The sequence below is a fragment of the Dyella amyloliquefaciens genome, assembly GCF_004296575.1.
Taxonomy (GTDB): domain Bacteria; phylum Pseudomonadota; class Gammaproteobacteria; order Xanthomonadales; family Rhodanobacteraceae; genus Dyella; species Dyella amyloliquefaciens.
Genome location: NZ_SAYT01000001.1, coordinates 185976 through 210477 on the forward strand (window position 1 = coordinate 185976; position 24502 = coordinate 210477).

The 24502-nt window shown below is 60.2% G+C and carries 14 protein-coding genes and 1 tRNA gene; 11 read left to right on the forward strand and 4 right to left on the reverse strand.

The features are described from left to right. Positions 1-192: 192 nt before the first annotated feature. Together EPB08_RS00790 and EPB08_RS00795 are read right to left on the reverse strand one after the other, a co-directional pair. Entirely contained in the window at positions 193-1041 is an 849-nt protein-coding gene (locus EPB08_RS00790) for an alpha/beta hydrolase (RefSeq protein ID WP_229238163.1), read from the reverse strand. A gap of 124 nt (positions 1042-1165) precedes the next feature. Further along, positions 1166-3427 carry a TonB-dependent receptor gene (locus EPB08_RS00795; protein WP_130617165.1) on the reverse strand — a complete coding sequence of 754 codons (2262 nt, stop codon included), beginning with the start codon at positions 3425-3427 and terminating at the stop codon, positions 1166-1168. A 205-nt stretch (positions 3428-3632) separates the two neighbouring features. Here EPB08_RS00795 and EPB08_RS00800 point away from each other — a divergent pair, with 205 nt between their 5' ends. Continuing rightward, positions 3633-8231 (forward strand): DEAD/DEAH box helicase, encoded by a 4599-nt coding sequence (locus EPB08_RS00800; protein ID WP_130617166.1) that lies wholly within the window; start codon positions 3633-3635, stop codon positions 8229-8231. A gap of 202 nt (positions 8232-8433) precedes the next feature. Here the strand turns inward: EPB08_RS00800 and EPB08_RS00805 are convergent, their stop codons facing one another. Continuing rightward, complete coding sequence (locus tag EPB08_RS00805; RefSeq protein ID WP_130617167.1) at positions 8434-8805, reverse strand: nuclear transport factor 2 family protein; 372 nt, start codon at positions 8803-8805, stop codon at positions 8434-8436. A 169-nt stretch (positions 8806-8974) separates the two neighbouring features. On the opposite strand from EPB08_RS00805, the gene EPB08_RS00810 reads away from it, so the two are divergent. Next, a tRNA-Ile gene (locus EPB08_RS00810) sits at positions 8975-9050 on the forward strand. Between the two features lie 173 nt (positions 9051-9223). Here EPB08_RS00810 and EPB08_RS00815 read toward each other — a convergent pair. Continuing rightward, the gene (locus EPB08_RS00815) at positions 9224-9760 is read right to left on the reverse strand and encodes a very short patch repair endonuclease (RefSeq protein ID WP_229238164.1); all 537 of its coding nucleotides are present in this window, start codon (positions 9758-9760) and stop codon (positions 9224-9226) included. Here EPB08_RS00815 and EPB08_RS00820 point away from each other — a divergent pair. The 9 genes from EPB08_RS00820 (at position 9726) to EPB08_RS00860 (ending at position 24133) form a co-directional block, all read left to right on the forward strand. Continuing rightward, a complete protein-coding gene (locus EPB08_RS00820; RefSeq protein WP_130617168.1) occupies positions 9726-11312 on the forward strand; it encodes a DNA cytosine methyltransferase in 1587 nt (528 codons plus the stop codon). The genes EPB08_RS00815 and EPB08_RS00820 overlap by 35 nt on opposite strands. Positions 11313-11317: 5 nt before the next feature. Next, on the forward strand, positions 11318-12826 hold the full coding sequence (locus EPB08_RS00825; protein ID WP_165418346.1) for an ATP-binding protein: 1509 nt from the start codon (positions 11318-11320) through the stop codon (positions 12824-12826). Positions 12827-12828: 2 nt separating this feature from the next. Further along, positions 12829-13809 carry a PD-(D/E)XK motif protein gene (locus EPB08_RS00830; RefSeq protein ID WP_130617170.1) on the forward strand — a complete coding sequence of 327 codons (981 nt, stop codon included), beginning with the start codon at positions 12829-12831 and terminating at the stop codon, positions 13807-13809. Then, positions 13802-16747: a Z1 domain-containing protein gene (locus tag EPB08_RS00835; RefSeq protein WP_205746244.1), complete on the forward strand. Its 2946-nt coding sequence runs from the start codon at positions 13802-13804 to the stop codon at positions 16745-16747. Before EPB08_RS00830 ends, EPB08_RS00835 begins: the two co-directional genes overlap by 8 nt. Positions 16748-16907: 160 nt before the next feature. After that, a complete protein-coding gene (locus EPB08_RS00840; RefSeq protein ID WP_130617172.1) occupies positions 16908-18356 on the forward strand; it encodes a restriction endonuclease in 1449 nt (482 codons plus the stop codon). A gap of 943 nt (positions 18357-19299) precedes the next feature. Then, the gene (locus EPB08_RS00845; RefSeq protein WP_130617173.1) at positions 19300-19641 is read left to right on the forward strand and encodes a HigA family addiction module antitoxin; all 342 of its coding nucleotides are present in this window, start codon (positions 19300-19302) and stop codon (positions 19639-19641) included. Between the two features lie 60 nt (positions 19642-19701). Next, on the forward strand, positions 19702-22719 hold the full coding sequence (locus EPB08_RS00850; RefSeq protein ID WP_130617174.1) for a TonB-dependent receptor domain-containing protein: 3018 nt from the start codon (positions 19702-19704) through the stop codon (positions 22717-22719). Between the two features lie 821 nt (positions 22720-23540). Beyond that, a complete protein-coding gene (locus tag EPB08_RS00855; RefSeq protein ID WP_130617175.1) occupies positions 23541-23831 on the forward strand; it encodes a hypothetical protein in 291 nt (96 codons plus the stop codon). Beyond that, a complete protein-coding gene (locus EPB08_RS00860) occupies positions 23828-24133 on the forward strand; it encodes a hypothetical protein (protein WP_130617176.1) in 306 nt (101 codons plus the stop codon). The genes EPB08_RS00855 and EPB08_RS00860 overlap by 4 nt, the downstream gene beginning before the upstream one ends. The last annotated feature ends 369 nt before the right edge of the window (positions 24134-24502 follow it).

Consider the following 24502-nt stretch of genomic DNA (forward strand, 5'->3'; position numbering starts at 1 on the left):
CGTCACCGCGCCGTAGGTTTGTCGCGCACAGGGTGCGCTCCCACAACGGCGGAAGACTTCCGGCTCCACTAGGGGCTGCCCCGCTCTTGTAGGAGCGCACCCAGTGCGCGATCGCAGAGCCTCGTCGTCACCGCTCCGTAGGCTTTTCGCGCACTGGGTGCGCTCCTACAACAGGCAGAGGGATGAGGGGCCTTACGCCCGCTTCTGCAACCAGTCGCCCATCTGCTTCAACACCTGGCTTCTTGCCGGCTCCGCCTCGTTGAACAGCTCGTGGTACAGCGAGTCGAAGTAGCGGGTGGTGAGGTGGTTGCCGGCCCAGGCGGCGGCGGAGAAATCGCGGCTGCCCGACGGATCCACCAGCTTGTCCGAACCCGCCACCAGCAGCAGGGTGGGCACGGCCAGCCGGGGTGCGTCGCCGATGGTGGTGTCGCCGGTGCGGAAGATGAAATCGGCCAGCCTAGGCGTGATCCAGCCGTGGCGCAGCGGGTCGGCGCGATAGGTCGGTTCCACTTGCGTGTCGTGCGAGAGCTTGTCGAACGGCAGCCCGTTCGGCAGCGGCAGGTTCGGCGTCACCTTGGCCAGTACCCCGGCCAGGCGCTGCATGAACTTCGATTCCCAGGTCCGCAAGGCCGGCGAAGACAGCACCATCGCCGACGGGCGGATGCGTCGGTCCAGCACGGCTCGCGCGGCCACCAGACCGCCCATGCTGTGGCCGAGCAGCAGCGGCGGGCGGGGAAGGGAGGCGGCGTAGCCGTTGTAGACCGTGGCCAGGTCTTCCAGCAGGTCGTCCGGATGGCTCAGGCTGCCGCGGGTGCCGGGCGTCTTGCCATGGCCGCGCTGGTCGTAGCAGCGCACCGAGTAACCGCGGGTATGGAACCACTGGGCCAGCCGCTCGTAGCGGCCGCTGTGCTCGCCCAGCCCGTGGACGATCAGCACCGCGTCATGCGCCCGCGTGTGCGGCCAGTCGCGCACGAACAGCGTCTGGCCATCGGGCATGGTGAGCAGCTGCCCATCGTCGCGGTGGTCGCCCGGGTGGTTCACACGATGGCCTTATCGGGAAAGATCAGGATTCTGCATCAAGCCGGTGCGCCGTGGAGCATGCGGCGCAAAAAAGAAGGGAGCGGCCAGGCCGCTCCCCTCCAGGGATCCTCGTCGCCGGTGCCGCTTAGAAGTCGGCCCGGAACTCCACGCCCAGGATGCGCGGGTCGTTGACGAAGGCGGTGCGGTTGTTGAAGTCGATCGCACCCGTGATGTAGGTCTTGTTGGTGATGTTGCGGCCGTACAGGGCGATTTCGCGCTTGCCGAAATCCCAGTTGTAGCCCACGCGCACGCCACCCTCGAGCATCGGCTTGCCGCGGAACTCTTCCGACTGGTACAGGAAGAAGTTCACCTCGCTGCGGTAGCTCCAGTCGGTGTAGAAGAAGAACTCGCCGCTCTCGCCGTACGGGATGCCGTAGCGCGCCGTCATGTTGCCGATCCACTTGGGCGCGTTGGGCAGCGGGTTGCCGTCCACCAGCGCGTTGCCTTGCGCATTGAGCGGGTCGAGCACCGTGCAGCCGGCGCCGCACACGGCCACGGCCAGGTTCGGGTCCTTCAGCTCGGTGTGGTTGTAGCTGCCGCCGGCGGTGAGCACGAAGTTCGGCGTGACATAGGCTTCGAGGTCGAACTCGGCGCCGTAGCCTTCCGTCTTCTTCGCGTTGATAAGGCGCGTGACATTGATGTCGCCACCCACCGCAGTGAGCTGCTGGTTGTGCATGGTGTAGTCATACACGTCCGCGTTGAAGCGCAGGCGGTTATCCATGCCCGTGGTCTTCACGCCCAGCTCGTACGAGGTGATCGTCTCGGGCTTGGCCTGCGAGATGAAGTCGGCAAACAGCACGCGGCCCTGCACGCTGGGTGCGCGGAAGCCATTGGCGATGCGGCCATACACGTTGACGTTCGGGTTGAGCGTCCACGTACCGGTGAGGTCGCCGCTCCAGCGCGCATCGTGCGGATCGGCGCCCAGCGACAGCGGGCCCGCGCCGATCGGCGACAGGATGCGGTCCACGTGGAAATCGCGCGAGTCGTGCGAGTAACGCGCACCGGCGCGCACGTCGAAGTCGTCCGTCAGGCGATAGTCCACCGAACCGAACCCCGCCCACGCACGCGTGGTTTGGCTCTGCTGCGCATAGCCGTCCATCGCGTGGTTGTTGAGCGTGTTGTAGTCGTAGTTGACGATCGCGATGTCTTCGTAGAAGTAGTACGCGCCCACCTGCCAGTTCAGCTGATCCTGCGGATTGCTGGCGAGGCGGAATTCCTGCGTGATCTGGTTGTCGTGCGGCAGTGCATCGGCCGTCTCGGACGGGAACGGCGTGACGTACTGGTTCTGGCTCGGGTTCAGCGGAATGGCGATGCCGCCGTCCACGTCGCCCAGGCTGTACGTGGTGGCCTTCTCGAAACCGGTGATCGAGGTGAAGGTGTAGTCACCCAGGTTCCAGGTGAGGTGCGCGTTGCTGCCCCACGAGAACAGGTGCTGGCGGTTGCGGCCGTCCTGGTACACCACGTCGCGGTTGAAGCCCGGTACCAGGCTGTCGCTGCCCAGCGGGATCGCGTTCGCGCGGTTCACCATGGCGCTACCGTCCAGCCAGCGCGCGTGCGCGTTGAGCAGCGCGTTGAATCCATCGTTGTCGTACATCGCCTGCAGGCGGATGGCGCGGTCGTTATAGCCACCCAGCGCATCCTTCTCGCCGGTGTAGCCGTTGTCGATCCAGCCGTCGCGATGCTGCGCCAGCGCCGACACGCGGCCCGACCAGTGGCCGCCCAGCGAACCACCGAGCGCGGCCTCAGCATTTGCCGTGCCCTTGCTGCCGTACGACACGCGGGCGTAGCCGCTTGTGTCCTGGCTCGGCTTCACCGAATCGAACTTGATCACGCCGGCCGGCGAGTTGCGGCCGAACATGGTGCCCTGCGGACCGCGCAGCACTTCCACCTGGTTCAGGTCGAACAGCGGGAAGCCCTTGAGGATCGGGTTCTCCTGCACGATGTCGTCGTACACCATCGACACCGGCTGCGACGCATTGAGGTCGAAGTCGCTGTTGCCGAGGCCGCGGATGTAGAAGCGCGGGAACTCACGGCCATACGAGGTTTCGGCGTACACGCTCGGCGCACGGCCGGCGAGCTGCAGCACGGTGTCGCCGGACTGGCCGTAGTTGTCGAGCTGCGCCGGCGTCAGCACCGTCATCGAGATCGGCACCTTCTGCAGATTCTCGACGCGCTTTTCAGCGGTCACGTTCACGGTGGCCAGCTCAACGGGCTTGCTGTTCTTGGCGTTCGTGGTCTGTTGTGCCGTAGCGTCCTGTGCGTTGGCGGAGGAAGCAGCACCCAAGGCAAGGGCACTGGCAATGGAAAGGGCAAGCACGGCGAAGCGCGTCGGGCTGGCGGCGGTCATTGGAATATCCCCGGATAATTGGAAGGCAACGGCAAGCAAAAAAAGGCGCCGCAAAAAACATACTTCGGCGTACGGCGGCGTCACGCCATTGTCATCGAAAAATGGTGCGACGCGAAAGCGAATAATTTCGAACGGTGTTGCCATTTGGGCCCACGGGCCCCATCTCGGGTTACTCTGGACCCGCCTGCCGGTCACGGCTAAACCCATGCCACTGCACGATTTTCATCCCGCCGTTGCGGCCTGGTTCCAAGGCGCGTTCAGCGCGCCCACCGCACCGCAAAAAGCCGCCTGGCCGTCCATTCGAGCCGGCCAGCACACGCTGGTGGCCGCCCCGACAGGTTCAGGCAAGACACTCACCGCCTTTCTCGCCGCCATTGATACGCTGGTGCGCGAAGGCGTGGAAAACGACGGCACGCTGCAGGACATCACCTCGGTCGTCTACGTGTCGCCGCTGAAGGCACTGTCCAACGACATCCGCATCAACCTGGAAGCACCACTCGAAGGCATCCGCGCGCAACTCGCCGCGATGGGCCTGCCCGACGTGGACATTCGGACGGCCGTACGCACTGGCGACACACCGCAAGCCGAACGCAACTGGATGCGCAAGCAACCGCCGCACATCCTGGTGACCACACCCGAGTCGCTGTACATCCTGCTTGGCTCCGAATCGGGTCGGCGCATGTTGTCGGGCACGCGTACGGTGATCGTGGATGAGATTCACGCGCTGGCGTCGAGCAAGCGTGGTGCGCATCTGGCGTTATCGTTGGAGCGGTTGGAGTCGTTGTGTCAGCGGAGGCTGCTGCGCATTGGTTTGTCGGCGACGCAGAAGCCGATTGAAGAAGTCGCCCGCTTTCTAGTCGGGTCACACGCCTCGCTCCCTCTCCCCTCCGGGGAGAGGGCTGGGGTGAGGGGCCAATCTAGCGACACCGGCCGTTCAAAGCGAAACGCCGCTCTTACAACCGAAGCCGCAAGCCCCGCACCCTCATCCGACCCTTCGGGCCACCTTCTCCCAAAGGAGAAGGGGAAGGGCAACGTCAACGTCAACATCATCGACGTAGGCCACACCCGCGAGCGCGACCTCGCCATCGCCGTCCCACCCGTCCCACTCGAATCCGTGATGTCCAACGACTGCTGGGAGTTGGTCTACAACCAACTCGCCCAACTCGTCGAAACCCATCGCACCACACTCGTCTTCGTCAACACGCGCCGCATGGCCGAGCGCGTCTCCCGCCATCTCTCCGAACGCCTCGGGAAGGAAGCCGTCGCCGCCCACCACGGCAGCCTCGCCAAGGAGCAACGCCTCGACGCCGAACAACGCCTCAAGCGCGGCGACCTCAAGGTGCTGGTTGCCACCGCCTCACTGGAACTCGGCATCGACATCGGCGACGTCGACCTGGTCTGCCAACTCGGCTCGCCACGCTCCATCGCCGCCTTCCTGCAACGCGCCGGCCGCTCCGGTCACGCCGTGGATGGCACGCCAAAAGCGCGCCTATTCCCCACCACGCGCGACGACCTCGTCGAATGCACGGCCCTGCTCGACTGCGTTCGCCGCGGCGAACTCGACACCCTGATCCAGCCCCCGCAACCGCTCGACGTACTCGCCCAGCAGATCGTCGCGGAAGTGGCCTGTCAGGAATGGAACGAAGACGCGCTGTTCGACACGCTGCGTCGCGCCTATCCCTATCGCCAACTCACGCGCGAGCAGTTCGACGCCACCGTGCGCATGCTGGCCGATGGCTTCACCACGCGTCGTGGTGCACGTGCCGCGTACATCCATCGCGATGCCGTGCACAAACAACTGCGCGCACGACGCGGCGCACGCCTCACTGCCGTCACCTCCGGCGGCGCCATTCCCGACACGGCCGACTACCTCGTCGTGCTCGAACCGCAGGCCACCATCATCGGCACGGTCAACGAAGACTTCGCCGTGGAAAGCCTGGCCGGCGACGTGTTCCAGCTGGGCAATAGCAGCTACCGCATCCAGCGCGTGGAGCGCGATCGCCTGCGCGTGGAAGACGCGCAAGGCGTGCCGCCGAACATCCCGTTCTGGCTAGGCGAAGCACCCGGCCGCACCGCCGAGCTGTCGCACGGCGTATCGCGCCTGCGCGAAGAGATCGCCACGCGACTCGACGAAGGCGGCGTATCCACCGTCATGCACTGGCTGATGCATACGCTGGGTATGAGCGAGTCGTCCGCGCAGCAGCTTGCCGATTATATGGGCGCCGCCAAGGCCTCGCTCGGCGTGCTGCCCACGCAGGACACCATCGTGTTCGAGCGCTTCTTCGACGAATCCGGCGGCACCCAGCTCATCATCCATACGCCGTGGGGCAGCCGCATCAACCGCGCATGGGGCCTCGCGCTGCGCAAGCGCTTCTGTCGCCAGTTCAACTTCGAACTGCAGGCCGCCGCCACTGAAGACGCCATCGTGCTGTCGCTCTCCACCAGCCATAGCTTCCCGCTGGAAGAAGTGGCGCGTTACCTGCACTCCAATACCGCCGAGCACGTACTGGTGCAGGCGCTGCTCGATGCGCCGCTGTTCCCCGTGCGCTGGCGCTGGAACGCCACCACCGCGCTCGCCTTGCCGCGCTTCCAGGGCGGCCGCAAGGTGCCGCCGCAACTGCAGCGCATGAAGAGCGAAGACCTGCTCGCCACCGTTTTCCCCGACCAGGTGGCGTGCCTGGAAAACATCGTGGGCGAGCGCGAGATTCCCGATCACCCGCTGGTCAACCAGACCCTGCACGACTGCCTGCGCGAAGCGATGGACGTCGACGGCCTGCTGCACATCCTGCGCGGGCTGGAAGAAGGCTCCATCCGCGTCGTCGCGCGCGACCTTGCCGCACCCAGCCCGCTTGCCGGTGAAGTACTCACCGCCGCGCCCTACGCCTACCTCGACGACGCCCCGCTGGAAGAACGCCGCACCCAGGCCGTGCAATCCCGCCGCTGGACCGACGCAGACAGCGCCGACGACCTCGGCCGCCTCGACGAAGACGCCATCGCCTCCGTCCGCGAAGAAGCCTGGCCGCAAGTCCGCAGCGCCGACGAAATGCACGAAGCCCTGGGCATCCTCGGCGGCATCACCCAACAAGAAGCCGACACCAACGAAGGCTGGAACGACTGGCTTAAAACCCTGGCCAAGAACCATCGGGCGACGCGCTTATCTCCCTCTCCCCTCCGGGGAGAGGGCCGGGGTGAGGGGCCACTCTTGCCCCAGTCCAACGTTTGGACCACAGCCGAAAAACTCCCCCAATGGCAATCCCTCCACCCTGACGCCCCCCTGCACCCACCCATCTCCGCCCCAGCCGAATACGCCGCCCAACCCTGGACCCGCGAAGACGCCCTGCTCGAACTCGTCCGCGGCCGCCTGACCGGCCTCGGCCCCGTCACCGTGCCGCAGCTCGCCGCCTCGCTGCAGGTGCCCGCCACCGACATCGACCTCACCCTGCTGCGCCTGCAATCAGAAGGCTATGTGATGCAGGGCCACTTCACGCCCGGCACGCCGGACATCGAATGGTGCGAGCGTCATCTGCTCGCGCGCATCCACCGCTACACCATCGGCCGCCTGCGCCGCGAGATCGAACCGGTCAGCCGGCGCGACCTCATGCGCTTCCTGTTCGAATGGCAGCACGCCGCGCCCGGCGCGCGCCTCACCGGCCCCGATGCACTGCCCGCCGTGCTCACCCAGCTCGAAGGCTACGAAGCCGCGGCCGGCGCCTGGGAAACCGAAGTGCTGCCCGCGCGCATCGACGACTACTCCATCACCTGGCTGGACGACCTGTGCCGCGCCGGCCGCATCAGCTGGAGCCGCCTGCGCAGCGGCAATGGCGGTGGCAGCGGCCCCGTGCGCGCCACGCCCATCGTGCTGCTGCCGCGCCGCAGCGTCCCGGTGTGGGCCAGCACCGCCGCGAACGCAGGCGAAGTGCAGGACACCCCGGTGTCCTCGCGCGCCCAGGCCGTGCTCGACACCCTGCGTGACGAAGGCGCCTTGTTCTTCGACGAACTGATGCACGCCACGCACCTGCTGCGCACCGAACTGGAAGACGCCCTGGGCGAACTCGTCGCCGCCGGCCGCATCACCGCCGACAGCTTCGCCGGCCTCCGCGCCCTGCTGCTCCCCGCCGCCAAACGCGACGCCCACCGCCACCGCCGCCTCCGCCGCCACATGCTCACCGGCGTAGAAGACGCCGGCCGCTGGTCGCTGGTGCGTTCAAGCTCTTCCTTCTCCTCCGGGAGAAGGTGGCCCGAAGGGACGGATGAGGGTGCGGATCTTGCGAAACCCCCAGCCAGCGCCGGCAAACCCGACCCAGAAACCCTAGAGCACATCGCCCGCACCCTCCTACGCCGCTACGGCGTCGTCTTCTGGAAGCTGCTCGAACGCGAAGCCCCCTGGCTCCCCAGCTGGCGCGAACTGCTGCGCGTCTACCACCGCCTGGAAGCCCGCGGCGAAATCCGCGGCGGCCGTTTCGTGGAAGGCCTGGTCGGTGAACAGTTCGCCCTACCCGAAGCCATCGCCCGCCTGCGCGCAGTACGCCAGCAAGACCCGCAAGGCGAACTCGTCTGCCTCAGCGGCTCCGACCCCCTCAACCTGGTCGGCACCGTCCTTGCCGGCAACAAACTCCCCGCCGTCACCGGCACCCGCGTCCTCTACGAAGACGGCGTCCCCGTAGCCGCCCTGGTCGCCAACAAAACCCAATGGCTGATCGACGCCACCACCGCGCAACAGGCCCACTGGCGCAACGCACTCCTACGCCGCGCCGAACCCGATCACCTGATAGCCGACACCCGCTCGGCAGGCCTCAGCCCCTAAGCGGGCGAGGCGCTAAATCCCGCCGTTCCCGCTTTTTGCCCGTCATTCCCGCGAGGCGCTTTTCAACAGCCGTAGGCTGGTCAAGCGGGACTGCGCATAGCGCAGAACGCCCGTAGGGGCGGCCCCGAAGGGGCGAGCGCAGCGAGTCATCCAGTGACTTTGGCTCTAGGCCCGCAAACACACAGGCCCACACCGTGAACCCTCACTCACTGTAATCCCCGATATAAACCAACAACCCATCCCGCGCCCGAAACTCACTGCGCCCATTCAACGTAATCGACTGCCCGGCGCGCACCCCATTGGGCAGGTCCACTGCAAACGTCCCGTCGAACAGGATGTGCGCCGTCGCCGTCCCATCCCGCTCCTCGTAAGCCAGGATCAACTGCCGCCGCGCGGAAAACAGATAACTCGAACTCGACGCCAGGTGCCGCAACTCATCGGCCCCCTGGGTGCGCACGCTCATCACGCCGGCCGTGTAGTTCTCAAACACCACTTCGCGATGCATCGTCGCCAGCATGCCGTCGACGTCCATGCGGTTATAGGCAGCCAGGTACCGCTCAATCAGCTCGCGCATGCCGCACCCTTCATCCACAAGCGCCACCACTCGGCGCGTTGGTGGAAAGTCTACGTCACCCGCGCCACCAAGCCGAAATCCCGGCCCGGCGGCAGCCCCGCCAGGTCGACGCCCACCCCCGCTCCCGCTACCATGACCGCCCCACGCCGGCGCAACGCCGGCAGGCAATGGGCCTATAGCTCAACGGTTAGAGCAGGGGACTCATAATCCCTTGGTTCCAGGTTCGAATCCTGGTGGGCCCACCATATCGGAAAGGTCGTTTGACCCTGATTCGGGCGCAAGAAGGATTTCAAGCGCAGGTGCTGGTGACTCAATAGCAAGGGTGATGACACTTGGTATCATCCTGCGAGACTGGACCAGCTCAGTCTTGGAGCAAAAGACGCCGGGACGCCAAGGGGGAATAGTGGGCGATTGCGATTCACCTACCCGAAACTATCAGTGGCCGGTCTTTAACCTCGGATCCGGCCTCTTCGATCTCGATGCTGTCGTCGCGCATCGTGAGCCAAGTGGCGAGAAGTTCTCCAACGTGATCTGCGTCGCGCCGCAAGGCACATTCCCAGACCACGGCAAGTCGCCAGCCAGCGTCTATCAGTGTCTTCAATGCAGAGGCATCGCGTTCCCGATTGCGCTGAAGCTTTGCGTCCCAGAAGGCTGTGCGGGTTTTGGGAAGTCGGAAATAGCTGCATCCGTTATGGCGATGCCAGAAGCAGCCATGTACGAACACAACTGCTCCCCACTTTGGGAGGACGAGATCTGGTCTTCCAGCGAGTCCCTTGGGATGCAGGCGATATCGGAAACCTTCCCGCCAGAGGCGCTTGCGTACCGCCATCTCAGGCAGCGTGTCCTTTCCTCGGATACGCGACATTAGAGCCGAGCGCTTTTCGGCGCTCATTTTGTCAACCATGATTTGAGTCCAGATCTTGTCTGCAGCCCGCAAATCCAGCTCCAGCTCCATCGGCATCATTGATATTTTCGCAGGCCCGGGCGGTCTCGGCGAAGGCTTCAGTAGCTTCGAGTGCCGCCCAGGCGTTCGTCCGTTCAGCCTCGAAGTCTCTGCCGAGATGGAATCGTCTGCCCACGCTACATTGACCCTGCGTGCATTCTATCGGCTGCTCAGCCAGAGCGAAGGGAGGCTCCCCAAAAAGTACCTGGAGTTTCTTCGCCAGTTTTCTCTTGCCGACAAACTGTCTCCGAGCGCCCATTTTGGCGAGGGCCCTCTTTCCTCGCTGTGGAAGCAGGCAGAGAGTGAAGCACTGAGGTTGACACTCGGTCTTCCCGAGCACAACGCAATTCTGCATCAGCGCGTCGCATCGGCGAAAAGGAAGGGAGGTGCACTCGTCGTCATCGGCGGCCCCCCGTGCCAGGCTTACTCAATCGTCGGCAGAGCAAGAAATGCCAAGGATGAAGCGTTCAAGCTACATGGCGATAAGAAGCACTTCCTTTACAGGGAGTACCTCGAGATATTAGCGAGCTACTCCCCTGACGCTTTCATCATGGAAAACGTGAAGGGAATCTTGTCGTCAACTGTCGGAGGCCGGGATATGTTCCGGCAAATTCATCAGGACCTATCGGATCCGGCCGCGGCGCTGGGGGCTTCGGTTACCAGAAGTTCTGTGCGGCCGGAGTACCTCCTATTGCCAGTGGCCCTCAACAACGGCGACTCGCGCGATTCGTCGGCAGCTGCCAAAGACCCTATGGATTTCGTGATCCGCTGCGAAAACCATGGGGTTCCGCAGGCCCGCCATCGCGTAATTATCATGGGAATACGAGTTGATCATGCGGCTAAGGCACTGACGGCTCCCGGGTTGACGATGCCGAAGGAGCAGATAACAGTCGCCGATGCTCTCGTTGGCCTGCCGCGACTACGTAGCGGATTGAGCGACCAGTTCGACTCTGGAGAGGCGTGGCGCGAAGTTGTCGGACGTCAGTGCAAGCTTGTTAAGCGGGTAATTGGAAAGAGCGATTTGAAGCTGAGGGAAAAGCTGGAATCACTAAGATTGCCTTCGCTGCATCGAAGTTCAACTCAGTACACAGGCAAGGAGCCAGTTCAATTGAAGGGGATTCATGCCAAGAAGCAAGATGTTCTCCTGAACCATGAAACGCGGAGCCACATGGAAAGCGATCTTGCGCGCTACTTATTCAGCTCGGCATTTGCTGCGGTCCATGGCATATCACCTACGAGCGCTGAGTTTCCTCTTGAATTGGCTCCTGATCATGGCAACTGGTTTTCCGGGAGTTTTGCGGATCGATTCCGGACGCAACTGAGAGGGCGCCCGTCCAGTACTGTCACCAGCCATCTCTCCAAGGACGGCCATGCCTTTATCCACTACGATCCATCCCAATGTCGAAGCTTGACTGTCCGCGAAGCGGCTAGGTTGCAAACTTTCCCTGACGACTACCTCTTTTTGGGAAACAGGACGCAGCAGTTCGTGCAGGTTGGAAATGCTGTTCCCCCAATGATTGCTCGACAGATCGCAGCTGTGATCTGGTCCATCTTAGGGAAATGAATCCAATGAAAACCCCTTCTGGCGAAATGGATCGACTGAACGACGGTTCTCTTCCACCAAATGCCGAGCAACTAATCAACGCGCTTCGCCAGATCGGCTACAGCTTCGAACAAGCTGTGGCGGATCTCGTGGACAACTGCATCAACGCAAAAGCCGGTAAGGTCCTCATTCGGATAATCCATGATGACAACACGATCCAGAAAATTCTGATCGTAGACGACGGACATGGCATGGCCGAGTCTCTACTGAGGAAGGCGATGCGTTTCGGCGCACATGAAGATGCCGGTGACCTGTCCCTAGGAAAGTTCGGGATGGGGATGAAGCTCGCATCCTTCAGTCATGCGAAAACTCTTTCGGTCTTCACTAGGTCTGGTGGGGTATCAGCCGGACGACGATGGACTGTTGAAGGTATTTCTAGGAACTGGTCCTTGGAGACGATACCTCCTGTCCAAGTTCAGGCGGCTATGGAGGGTGACTTCCTGAGCTTGGATGTTTCGCGATGCGGAACTTTGATTGAATGGAGCCGCATTGATCGACTCAGCTCGAGCAAGAATGGTGTGAATGCCACAATCAGCCAGCTATTTGCGCGCTTCAAAGTTCATGCAGGTCTACACTTTCATAGATTCATTGAGACCGGCAGATTGGTCATCCAGATGGATTCGCAGCATATTCGCAGCGTCGAGCCAGACCGCGCGATCAACATTCCTGCGCTCAATCCCTTCAAGTACGATGCGAGCGGGTCGGGAGAGTATCCAAAAGCATTTCCTGTTGAGTTACCGCAAATTGGCGCTGTTTCGGCCAGTGCGCACATTTGGCCCCCAAACAACAAGAGTCCTGAATACAAACTGGGTAACCGTGCTGCTTCTAGGCAGGGCTTCTATTTCTATCGCAATGACCGTCTGATTCAGGCCGGGGGTTGGAACGGCGTCGTTGAACACGAGACGGAGCCTCACACATCGCTGGCGCGCGTGGCTATTGATCTGCCTGACTCGATGGACGAGCACTTTGGCCTGAACGTGCAAAAGTCCGTCGTCATCGTGCCACCCACCTTTGTCGACGCAGTGCAGAAGTCCAAATCAGCAGACGGCGCGCTATTTTCGAAGTACAGGACTCAGGCCGAGCGAACGTATCGAAAAAAGGACGCGCGCGCGCAAAGTGATTATCCATTGACTCCGGGCGGCGCCATTGCAAACGATTTGGCTAGGCGTGCGATTGAGGTTCTGGCTGATGGGGGGAAGACCAGGCAAGTGGATATCGTCTGGGGAGACCTTGATGATCCCGGCGCTCTCTTTGAGGTCGACCGGGAGGGGATGCGGTTGCTGCTAGACAAGCGCATGAGAAAGAAGCTGTTGGGTGGTCGGCGTGCATCTTCCACGGATTTACCTGTCTTGAAGCTGCTTCTCTTCTTTCTCCTTGAAGAAGACTTCGATAAGTCGAGGCAATCTGCGTCGCGTCGCAAGCGACTCGTGGCGATATCTGAGTTGCTGTCGGCTGCGCTCAAGCAGGAATCATAAGGGTGGCCGCTACGCAGCTGCTGCTCAGTTGGCCGACACTCAAGGAGATGTACATCTCTAAGGGAGTTCCGTTTGAGCAGTCTGTCTTGGCCGACAAAAAGCTGTCGCTGGTCTTCGACTCCGATCCTGGCCGTCTTGGCATACGTGTCAGCGCCCACAAGGATCGTAAGTCTCCAGAAGTTGGCCCTCTCCGGAACATAGTTATAAGAAAGGTCTTCCTGCATGGGGAGAGCTACGTTGAAGTGCTCACCGAAGTACCAGATCTCTTTCGATCAATCTATGCATTGATATCCGACATGCTGCTTCGGCTCCAAGATGAGGGGGGCGACTGCCTGGAAGCGCTGGCACTCAGCTTGGCTGATTTCGATGCTTTGCTGGAAAGGTCGACCCTTCTCTCGAGAGAAAAGGTTGTAGGACTCTATGGTGAGCTATGGGTATTAGAACTAATCCTTAAGGAAGGTATTTCGAGCGTGGATTGCTGGATTGGTCCACAGAAGCAATCGCATGACTTCCGTCTCGGTAGTCTGGAGCTGGAGGTGAAGACCACTACCTCCAACGTCAGGGTTCACACTATCCACGATTTGAACCAACTAAGACCCTCGCCCGAACATAGGCTGGTCTTGGTCAGTTTGACCTTGGGGTCAGCGGGATCCGGTGTCGGCAGATCGCTCGACGAGCTGATCTCGGACGTCCGATTGATCGTGACAAAGGATGCGGTGTCATCTTCAATGTTTGAGCAGATGCTGAAGACCTCTGGTTATGTGCAGGGTGAGCCGGAATGCACTGCTCGCTATCAGATTTCCGCTGCCCCGATTGGTGTCGAGATATGCGTCGACTTTCCGAGTCTGAGCTATGACGGGCTCGCAAGCGCTCTTGGCAGTGAGGTAGTAGCAAGGCTCAGCGATTTCAGGTTTGCCCTTAACTTGGAAGGTCTGGGTAACCCATTCGATGTTTCCCAACTCATGGCCCAAGGCGATGAATAAATTGGAATCAACTAGAGTCGCGGAAGTACTTGAGGCCGTACTTCAAGGAATGTCCAAACTGGGCCCGGCACCCTTGGAGTCACGTGTCAGATCTGAGTTGGAGGACCGTGAAGTCACAGCAGACGTGGAGGGTGCAATTCGGCATGTCTGGGACGTGGTTTCCGCTGGAGATCCAAATACTCCGATCCACTCCATCATTGCGAGCTACATTCGTCAATGGGATGCAACAGATGACACCGGATGGCCCAGAGACACTCAGCGGCTTACTCCCGAACGCCGAGCTCTCATCTTCGCAAGGTTGAAACTTGGTGAAGCGGAGGTAAGGGCGCTTCTTGAATCGGTGCCGATCGCGAAGAGCTTCAGTGCCGCTGTTCTGATCGCAAATGAGCACAGCCAGTGGTATACCGAAGAGCGGAAGTTACGCACGCGGACCTACTACTGGTCCAGATACGAACGGTATCTGCACGAGCATGGAAACTGGGATGAAGCCGCGACCCAGGCGCTCAATGAATCCACTGACAAGATCCTACAATGTCTTTCCGATCCCGAGCGCCAAGACGCGTTTGCTGTCCGTGGACTGGTGGTTGGCTACGTTCAAAGTGGTAAGACAGCAAATTTCACGGCCGTTATCGCCAAGGCGCTGGACGCTGGTTATCGCTTAGTGATTGTGCTCGCCGGAACCTTGGACAGCCTTCGTTTCCAGACTCAGCGGCGCTTAGACAAAGAACTGGCCGGTCGAGAACAGATTCTTCGAGATCAGGAGGACGGGCAGCCGCATGAGTACAGCGGTGATCAAGACTGGATGTCGTTCACGTTCTATGGATCGTTGCCAAGTGAGCAAGGCGCCTTTGACCTCAAACGCATCACGACTTCTACGTCCGATTACAAGAAGTTGGGGATGGGCCGCGATGTGCTCAGGTTCGAGAAGAAGTATCCGGACAGGCCGTTGAACCATCCGGATAACCTTCGTGCAAGTTCAGCGCGGCTGATCGTGGTCAAAAAGCACCCCGCGGTGATTAAGAAGGTGATATCGGACATCAAGGGTCTGAAGGTGAATCTAGACGAGATTCCGGTACTCGTCATTGATGACGAGTCTGACCAAGCGTCTGTAAACACGGTTAGCCCGCAGAAGTCGAATGGAGCAAAAGCAGAGAAGTCTAGAACCGCGACCAACAAAGCAATCGTTGATTTGCTGGCAATGTTCAAGCGTTCGCAATACGTTGGTTATACGGCGACACCTGCTGCCAATACGCTTATCAATCCCGGCGATACCGAGGACCTATTTCCAAGGGACTTCATCGAGCTTCTCCCTAGACCGACGAACTACATGGGCGTTTCGGATTTCCACGACTTCGATGAGGATTTCAATCCTTTGGACGATGAGGAAATCGAAAAGCTAGGATACCGTTCGAACAAGAAGGCTTTCGTCCGCCAGATTGAAGGGGCTGACGATTCGGATGTTTTCAAGAAGGCACTCGACGGGTTCTTTCTCTCTGGTGCAATGAAGCTCTTCCGAGCGGGCAAGGACCCCAAGTCGGTAGGTGTTCGTCATCACACCATGCTGATACACCGTGCCGTGGCGCAGGATGCGCATGAAGATGACCGTGAGCGCGTATTGCGATTGCTGGAAGAGAACGAGTATCGAAAGCGTGTCGCTTTTCAGCGGCTATGGAAGCTCTGGAAAGAGGATTTTGAGCCGGTCTCGCTTGCTCAGGAGCCAAGTCTCGCGCGTCCGACGGCTTTCGAGGAGCTAGAGCCCTTCATTGCGCAGGCGTTGGAGAGGTTCGAATCGGCTAAGAAGCAAGTGCTTATTGTCAACGGAAAGGATGACCATAAGGACGATATGCCTGACTTCGACAAGGAGTCTGTCTGGAACATCCTGGTTGGTGGCGCAAAGCTTTCCCGAGGGTATACCGTCGAAGGACTGACGATTAGCTATTTTCTCCGCAAGGCTGCAGCAGCTGACACTTTGATGCAGATGGGGCGCTGGTTTGGCTTCCGTCGCGGTTATCGAGACCTCGTAAGGCTGTTCATCGGAACCCAGGTTCCAGCGGGAAGGAAAGCAACTGCAGACTTGTACGAGATGTTCGAATCCATCTGCATGGATGAAGAACGTTTCCGGAAGCGTATTGGCCTCTATTCGAGGGAGAATCCCCCAATTCGGCCAATTCAAGTGCCGCCGCTTGTTCCAATGGGAATGCTGATTCCTACTCAGAAGAACAAGATGTACAACGCCCAGATCCAGATGGAAAACTACGGCGGCAAGACCGCGGAATCCGGAAGGGTGTCCTTTAAAGGTCCGGACCGAGAGGGCAATGTACATGCACTTGAAGCACTCATCGATCAAATCACCGGGTCCGATGAGGATCTCTCTGGGAAAACCGCTGACGGCACGAAGCGTAGCCTGCGAGGCAGGATTTACCAGGTTGACTCGAGTCGCTTTGTAGGTTTCCTTAAGGAATATGTTTGGGGTACAAGCGAAAGCCAGTTCAGCTCGGTTATAAATTTCTTGCTGGGGACGGGTGATGAGTCACCTGGGGTCGACAAGTGGCTGATCGCGCTATTGGGGAAGCCGGCCGCACACGCAAAATGGAAGCTGGGTGCACATGAAGTTGGCGCCTTCAATCGTGGCGTTGTAGACGATCGCTTCAAAGTCTTCTCCGAAGCTCGACACAGGGATATTGCCAGCCATCTGACAGGCAATTCGATATTGTTGGATCCGAGCGAATCGTTGCGAAGATCGACAAGTGGTCGGCAGGGCGTCTGCTTGGTCTATCCGACAGTTCCGAATGATTTCCAGGGAGCACAAGTTACGGACAAGCAGATCAACCTCGGCTTGAGTCTGACTTTTCCAAAGAACAGGATTCCTCAAAGGATCAACTGGCGCGTCAAAGATCCGAAGGTTTCGGTAGCCTTTGTCGAGCGCGATTCGGACTAACGTGAGGGGCTTGTGGCTTGCAAAACCCAGGTCAGGGTGGACTTTCCATGAATGCCTTGGGAGAAGCGCACTCTGACCCCGAGTTTCAGTTCATTGACCCAGTTTGGGAGCGGCAGCGCCAAGCAGCCAAGTCGCTCGCGAACTGACGGCTGAGCATCAAATGAATCCAGAAGCGACAAAGCTCAAGGCCATCGAAGTCTTTCGGAACTGGGAGCCGATACAGGAAGAAACGTTCCTCGACCTTGTCTACGGACAAACCGAAGCTCTAATAAAGATCCCATTGCCTTCGCATGGTCGAACAAATTCGTACCTAGATCTCTGTAGTGATTTGCTCGACGCTTCGTATTTTTGCGAGACGCTAGCCGTAGAGTTCGATTGCGGAAAGCTTGAAAGAAAGTACGATAAGTACGACGACTTCTTTTTGCTGTCAGTTGGGTTTTCTGATGCCAAAAGGTTGGCATCTGCGCTGTGCCGACTGCAATGGGTCTTCAATACCCCAGATGATTCATCGCTCGAAGGGGTGCCCAACATTGTCCGGGAAGCGGTCATCGACTACGAAACCATGCTTACGGAAAAGCCCCTGCGGTATCCTGAGATCGTGGACGCGTATCTTGCCAATCGTATAAACGGCGCGTACTACGAATGCGACAAGACCGATCTCTTTGAGGAATTTACCAAGTATCCAGAGCGGCGCTTTGGATTTTGGAGGTCACCCTACTTCAACGGTGAAGCATCAGCAATTTATGTCTCGTCCGAAGCATGGCTTATCCCCTCAGGGCTAACTGCAAAAGAGGCGTTTGTTCGCTATCAGTACCCGGAAGATGAGTTCTCGCTTCTGCATGCGGACCTGATTTCAGTAGATCAGACGGCAGCTTTCCTATCGGAGCGCATGCTGCTCACGCTTCCACTCCGGAAGCTTGCCGAGGGAATGGCGTGCATGAGATTTGTCGAAGAGGACATTATGCAGACGCTCTGGACCGGAAATACTCGGTTCTTCGTGTCTGAGTTCAAGGACTTCGCGCTAGTTGAGTCAGCTGGCATGGCCGCAGTGTTCTTCAGCTTGACGGAAGCGCGCTTTGAGTCGATTGCCCAAACGGCAACTCAATTATTCGAGAAGCACAGAAGCGAAACTTACTCGGATCCTACGATCAAGATCGACTGGTCTAGCTTTGACGACGAGAAATTTGAAGAGCTGTGCTACGACCTCGTGTATCACGACCCCCGTTTTGACAAAGCGACCATCCGGAAGATGGGCAAGTCTCGTTCACGGGATGGAGGTCGCGACATCGTCGCGATGACTCGTGCCACTGTCGTCGAGGCACCTCGAAAGTTCATATTCCAATGCAAGGCTATCGCCTCACACAGATCACTGACAACGACCAACCTAGGGTCGATGTCAGACGTCATCGATCAATACGGAGCTAGGGGATACGTGGTGATGACCTGCGGCTACATCGATGCAACTGTGATTGACAGGCTCGAAGGAATAGCGTCAACACGTAGCCTCGAAGTCGGGACATGGTCTCGCTTTGAGATAGAGAGATTCCTTGCCCGAAGGCCGTCACTTCTCGCGCGCTACGTAACACCGCAGGCCGCGTCGCGACCCTAGCGAAGTTCGCAGTGCGCTTACAATCCATTCTTGAGAAGTGGAGATGAGGCCGGCTCGTTGTAGATCTGACGACAACTTGGACCCAGATATCCGACAGCAGCTGTAGTGGAGCACCGCGGTGACGGGAGCTCATCTCGTGCGCGGCGGCCACGGCCGCACAGTCCTGTGGCGACAAGGTTTTGCGGGCGCCTCCGGATTCGCATCCCGTATGTGAGTCGATACTGACACGCGGTCCCACCAGTAATGACGCACCCGCCACATTCCGCTTGTCGTACGCCCATCCCGCTCTAGCCTGACAGACGATACGCGTGCCGATCGTTAGCTTCGGATAGTCACTCGCGTCGTCTTTTTGCAGATCCTCGCGAGTGACCATGACGATCAAGTCATGAAGCGCGGGCCGCGAGTGCAGGAACACTCGCGACCCACTGACCATCACCAACTACACCAGAGTTGATCATGGCTAACCGCGATCATACGGTACGCGTTCGCTCGTCAGTTCCCGCTGACGACACCCTCACTGGCTCGCCCGATGACCTTTCTCCTACAGGCGTCGCGTGGCCCGAAACCTTCCGTCGAGGCACCCGTGCAGACATCGCCCTGGCGATACTCGCACTGACACGCATGCGCCATGACAGCGAGCGATGCCGCAAGGCGCAGGCTCGCGGTTTTCCCGTCAGGCCCTTGGTTTGGCCGCTTTCCACCGCAGAAGTCGCCAGTTTCGGCACGGCCATCCAATGCCTGCAGCAGTACGCCAGGCTGCTCGGTCAGGAGCCCTCAGTGAGTCCTCCACTCGTCCAATGATTGCCCCGCGCGGCGCATCGGCCCGCTTGGCGATGCGCCGCGTTTTTGGCGATCACTGACGTTGCCACCGGGCATTCACTGACGCGAATGGTCGTAAGCGCTCGCCCGCCTTCCGGGCGTGTCTGACAGGAAAGGGAAGTCCATGGAACTGATCAAGCTCACGCCAAGCCTTGGCGTGGATCCGTCGCTGCGCCTGCGTTCGCCTGGGGAGGTGCTGTTGCACGACTACATGCGTCCGGATGCATTGAATCCTGCACAGCTCGCGCGCCGTACCGGCATCCAGGCTCGGCATATCAAGGAGTTCCTTCTTGGCTCCCGACGCGTCACGCCGAGGCATGCGATACGGCTTGCCGCGGTGCTGCCCACATCGGCGCTCTATTGGCTGGTGTTGCAGGCGCGGTACGACCTGGCGCGTGAGGAGCGGGGCATCGCCACATCCCGTCGCTCGAACCCGAATGAAGGTGCACCACCCGGCATCGGTTAGCCGCCCTTCGTGGCAGCTCACGCGATTTGCCAACCACCACCTACTGAAAAGGAGTTGATCATGGCTTTGCCGGATCATCAGGCACGCACGTGCCCGTCGTTGACTTCCCGCCAACCCGCGCTGCATCCGTTGCGATATGCATCGGCCCAGTCGGGTGCCGATATTGCCGAACCGGCGCGCCTCTACGAGCGAGCAAAACCACGCTTGTCAGCTGCGTTAGCTCACCGACGTCGCTCCACTTTGGCGATCGCCTTGCTGGGTCTATGTGCGGCGAGCTTGTCGGCGGGCGTCGCTGCCGATCCGCAGGAAGCCGGGCGGAGTACGGAAAGCGACACCCAGGAGGACGATGCCGACCAGAAGCCCGCCGCCAAGCGACTGGAAGCCATAACGGTGACCGGTACATTGATTCCGCAGGTCGAGGTGGAAACGGCGGCGCCGTTGATCATCATCAGCGGCGACGCGCTGCAGGCGCGCGGTTTCGGCACGGTGGCGGAGACGCTCAGGCAGTCATCGGTCGCCACCGGTGGCGTGCAGGGCGCGCAGAGCTCCGCCTCGTTCACCCAGGGCGCGGAGACACTCAGCCTGTTCGGCATGCCGCCGGGCTTTACCAAGTACCTGCTCGATGGCCGGCCGATGGGCAATTTCCCCGCGCTGTACAACGGCCGGGATGTGTTCAACAACCTGTCCGGCATCCCGATGCAGCTGGTCGATCGCATCGAGATCCTGCCGGGTGCGCAATCGTCGCTGTACGGTTCGGATGCCATCGCCGGCGTGATCAACGTGGTGCTGAAGAAGCGCGTCGATGCGCCCGCCCTGGACGCGCGCTACGGCTACTACCAGGAGGGCGGCGGCATCAGCCGGCGGCTGAGTTTCAGCGACGGGTTCCAGCGTGGCCGCTTCAACCTGATGGGCGGCGTGCAATACGAAAACGTCGACCCGATCTGGGGCTACCAGCGGGATCTCACTACCCGACGCAATACCGACGGCACCGGCCCGTCGATCGCCAGCGCGGACTATCTCCTGGTGAGCGGCACCACCGGGCGCTATATCAACGTGGAAAAGGTCGATAGCAGCGCCTGCAGTCGCGTGACGGAGCAGTTCGCCGGCACCACGGGTTATCGCATGCGCTCGCCCAACGGCAGCTACTGCGGCTCGTTCTATTCGCCCGGCTACCGCACGCTCGCCAACGGCACCGAAAACGCCCAGCTGTATACGCACGCCACCTTCGATGCCGGCGAACACCTGCAGTGGTACGGCGACCTGCTCTACAACTACAACGAAACCCGCTACGCCTCGGGCTCCAGCTACACCTGGTGGGGCAGCAGCGCCAAGTACGGCTACTTCTACGACACGAACCTGCGCGACTACGTGCAGATCCAGCGCGCATTCTCGCCGGAGGACGTGGGTGGCTACGACTCCATCATGAACAAGTCGGTGGAGAACGCCTACATGCTGACGCTGGGCGCACAAGGGCGCCTGGGCGAAAGCGCGTGGGACTACGACGTGGGCTTTACGCATTCCGACGACAAGCTGACCCAGCGCGGCTTTCAGCGCTGGTCTGATCCGATCAACGACTACTTCGCCCAGCACGTGTTGGGCCCCGACCTTGGGCCGGACCCGCGAGGCCTGGGCTATCGAAGCTTCGCGCCCGACTACGCGGCGTTCTACACCGTCATGCCGGTCGCCGACTTCCGCAGCTTCACCGGCTACACCACCAGCAACAGCAAGACCTGGGACAACATGCTGCGCGGCCAGCTGACCAACGCCTCGCTGTTTACCTTGCCGGGTGGCGACGCGGGTATCGCCGCGGTACTGGAAGGCGGCAACCAGGGCTGGGACTACACGCCGGATGCGCGCCTGATGGATGGCGGCGTATGGGGTTCCACGGCGGTGCAGGGCGCGGGTCACCGCTCGCGTTACGCGGGCACGCTGGAGTTGCGCGCACCCGTGTGGCGCCAGCTGACCGTCGATGTCTCGGCGCGTTATGACAGCTACAAGGTAGCCGGGGAGCAGGTGGACAAGCCAACCTGGAACCTCGGCCTGGAATATCGCCCGATCGAGACCCTGCTGTTGCGTGGCAAGGTCGGCACCGCCTTCAAGGCGCCGACGTTGTCCGATCAGTTCCAGGGTCTGAGCGGCTTCTACAGCAGCGCAACGGATTACTACAACTGCGCCGCGCTGGGTTACCGGGGCCCCAACATCGTGCAGTGCCCCGCCCGCTACGGCAGTGCGTCGTACTTTGGACAGCAGGCGGGCAACCCGGCACTGAAGCCGATCGAGGCGAAAGCCTGGAGCTACGGCCTGGCGTGGTCGCCTTTGCCCCGCCTGTCCGCCAGCGTCGACTACCTGCATTGGAGCGTGAAAGGTGAAGTGCAGAACCAGAGCGTGGACTCGCTGCTCAACGACGAGATGCTGTGCCGGCTTGGCGAGCGCGACATCAACACGCCGTCCTGCAAGGCCGCGCTGGCACAGATCACCCGCAGTGCCGGTGTCGCCGATGACGGCACCATCGGCAGCATCACGTCGATCTATCGCAGCAAGGTCAACGTCGCGCAGCGTGTTATTGATGCCGTGGTGGCGGATTTCCGCTACGGCTTCGGCATAGGGGCTTATGGCGACCTGAACTTCACCGCGTCCTATACCGACATGCTCAAGCACGACTACCAGCCGTACACCGGAGACCCGATGGTCGACCGGCTGCGCGATCCCACCTGGAGCAACGACTTCAAGACACGCGCCAACGCCTCGGCCAATTGGCGTCGTGGCGACTGGGGCGCCACGCTCTACGTCAACCGCTACGGCAAGTCACCGAACTACCTTGCCGCCAACAACGGCTATGGCTATCCGGGCGCAGGCACGCTGGCACCATGGATTCGCTACAACGCCAGCGTGTCGTACCTGCCAATGCCAAGCCTGCAGGTCGCGCTTCAGGTCAACAATCTGTTCAACGCGATGCCGCCGAGAGATGGTAGTTATCCCGGCACGTCGGGTGCTCCGTACAACGTGAACAACTATGACGTGTATGGGCGGGCGTATTACCTGCAGGCGACGTATCGATTTGGGGCGCGCAACAAGTAGCACTGCTCGGGCGGGTGAGCCTATAGCCTGGCCGTTAGGGTGCCCTGATTGCTTGCTCGTCATTCCCGCGAAGGCGGGAATCCAGCGCCGTTGCTTCCAAAGGCTCAAAGGCACTGGATCCCCGCTTGACCAGCCGACGGCTGTTGAGAAGCGCCTCGCGGGGATGACGGCGGTTAGGCAGGCCATCGCTAGGGGTTGGGCCATCGTGACTGATGGAAGGGAAGCCTTATGTGCCTCATCCAGCTTGATCCGCGGATGGGCTATGAAGCGTCGATGCCTTGTCCAGTCGTCGGCGCTTTGTTTTTGATCGCGATCTCCCGCCCACCGCCATTCCGCTCGGGGACCACGCAATGCGCCGAAAATTGAACTTCATTCTTGGATTTTTCTGATGGAGAGTCACGTGATCCGATACATAGAATCAGATCGCCATTGCATTCAGATCTGCCATCGGATTGGAGACGACCGATGATCTCCGCCGGTGCGCTGAAGATACACGACGAACACCTAGAGAGCGTTATAGAGAGCCATCTTGGCGAAGATGAAGATGTGGATCTCCTAGCTTCATACCCCGCATTACTGACAGGTCTGCGTGACGCAAGAGCGGAGTCATCACGGAGCCTCGTGATTTAGGGCTTTCCCGTTGGGTGTTTGAGTCAAACATTCAGAAACTTGACGATATTGCGGAATCACTTGCTGACTTTAGCTTGATGTTGCGAGGGTTAGCCCGTTGGTAGTTTCTAGCCTGTAGTTCCTTGTTGCCAACCGACACGCGAGTGTTAAGCCGAATGACAACGAGATAGGTAAAATTGTTGGGGCCCCCTGTGGACACTAAGCACCTAAGGTTGCACGCGTTTTCACTGAAAGAAGCGATAGACACTCACAAGGAAGATCATTCCGATGTGAGTTTCCTTTCGAGCTATCGACCTCTACTGGTCGCGATTGACGAAGCCATCAGTGGCCAAATTTGCGAAGCAAGCGACGTGGGTCTTGGCCGGTGGGAGCTTGAATCGAACATCAGAGATGTGCCGGCGGTGGCCGAACTGCTGGCCAAATTTGAGCTTCTTCTCGAAGGATGGGCGCTGCCCTCGGACCAGAGCGAAGAAGACTCTTGACCACGTCGCATAACACGCTTAGCCGAGCCGTGATTGAGTATTCGGGTTACGGGGCGCGCTCGTTCCCGCAAGAAGATGAAGGCCGTCTGAAACTCGCATTTGATGGCCAGGTTTCCGATCAACTACTTGATCAGGTTCGCCAGATTCTCGTGGAGCTTGGGCAACTCAAGCCGGATTGGAGCGCTCACACGCTAGAGTCTGCTGGGATCTGGGCCGTGGCGGAAATGGCGAGGAATCATCCGGATCTTGATAAGCCAGCACTTGACGCCCTCGCCTGGATATTCACTTGGTGGTGGCGTTAGGAGCGACCGCACTGCTTCATTGAAGGCTCAAATGATGGGAATGACTGCCTGGCCCGGCTTTGTCGGCGCTCTTCGTCCTCAATGGGAGTCAAACCCCGTTACGGAGGAATTAACTGCGCTCGTTGATGATCGGGATTTGTGTGTTGCGATATGGGGATGCCTGCGCCGCCAGTCCGTAGATTGGATGTATCGGAACGTGCCTGCGCTGGATGGTCAACGGCCAGTCGATTTAGTCACCAAAGATAACGGTCGGGAGAAAGTTAAATGGGTGCTGATGTCTAATCCATGGTGGTGACGCACACAACTGTAGTGGCTACCTATCGAACAAGTCGGCGCCACGTTCTGGTAGCCAAAATTTGAAACGACGAC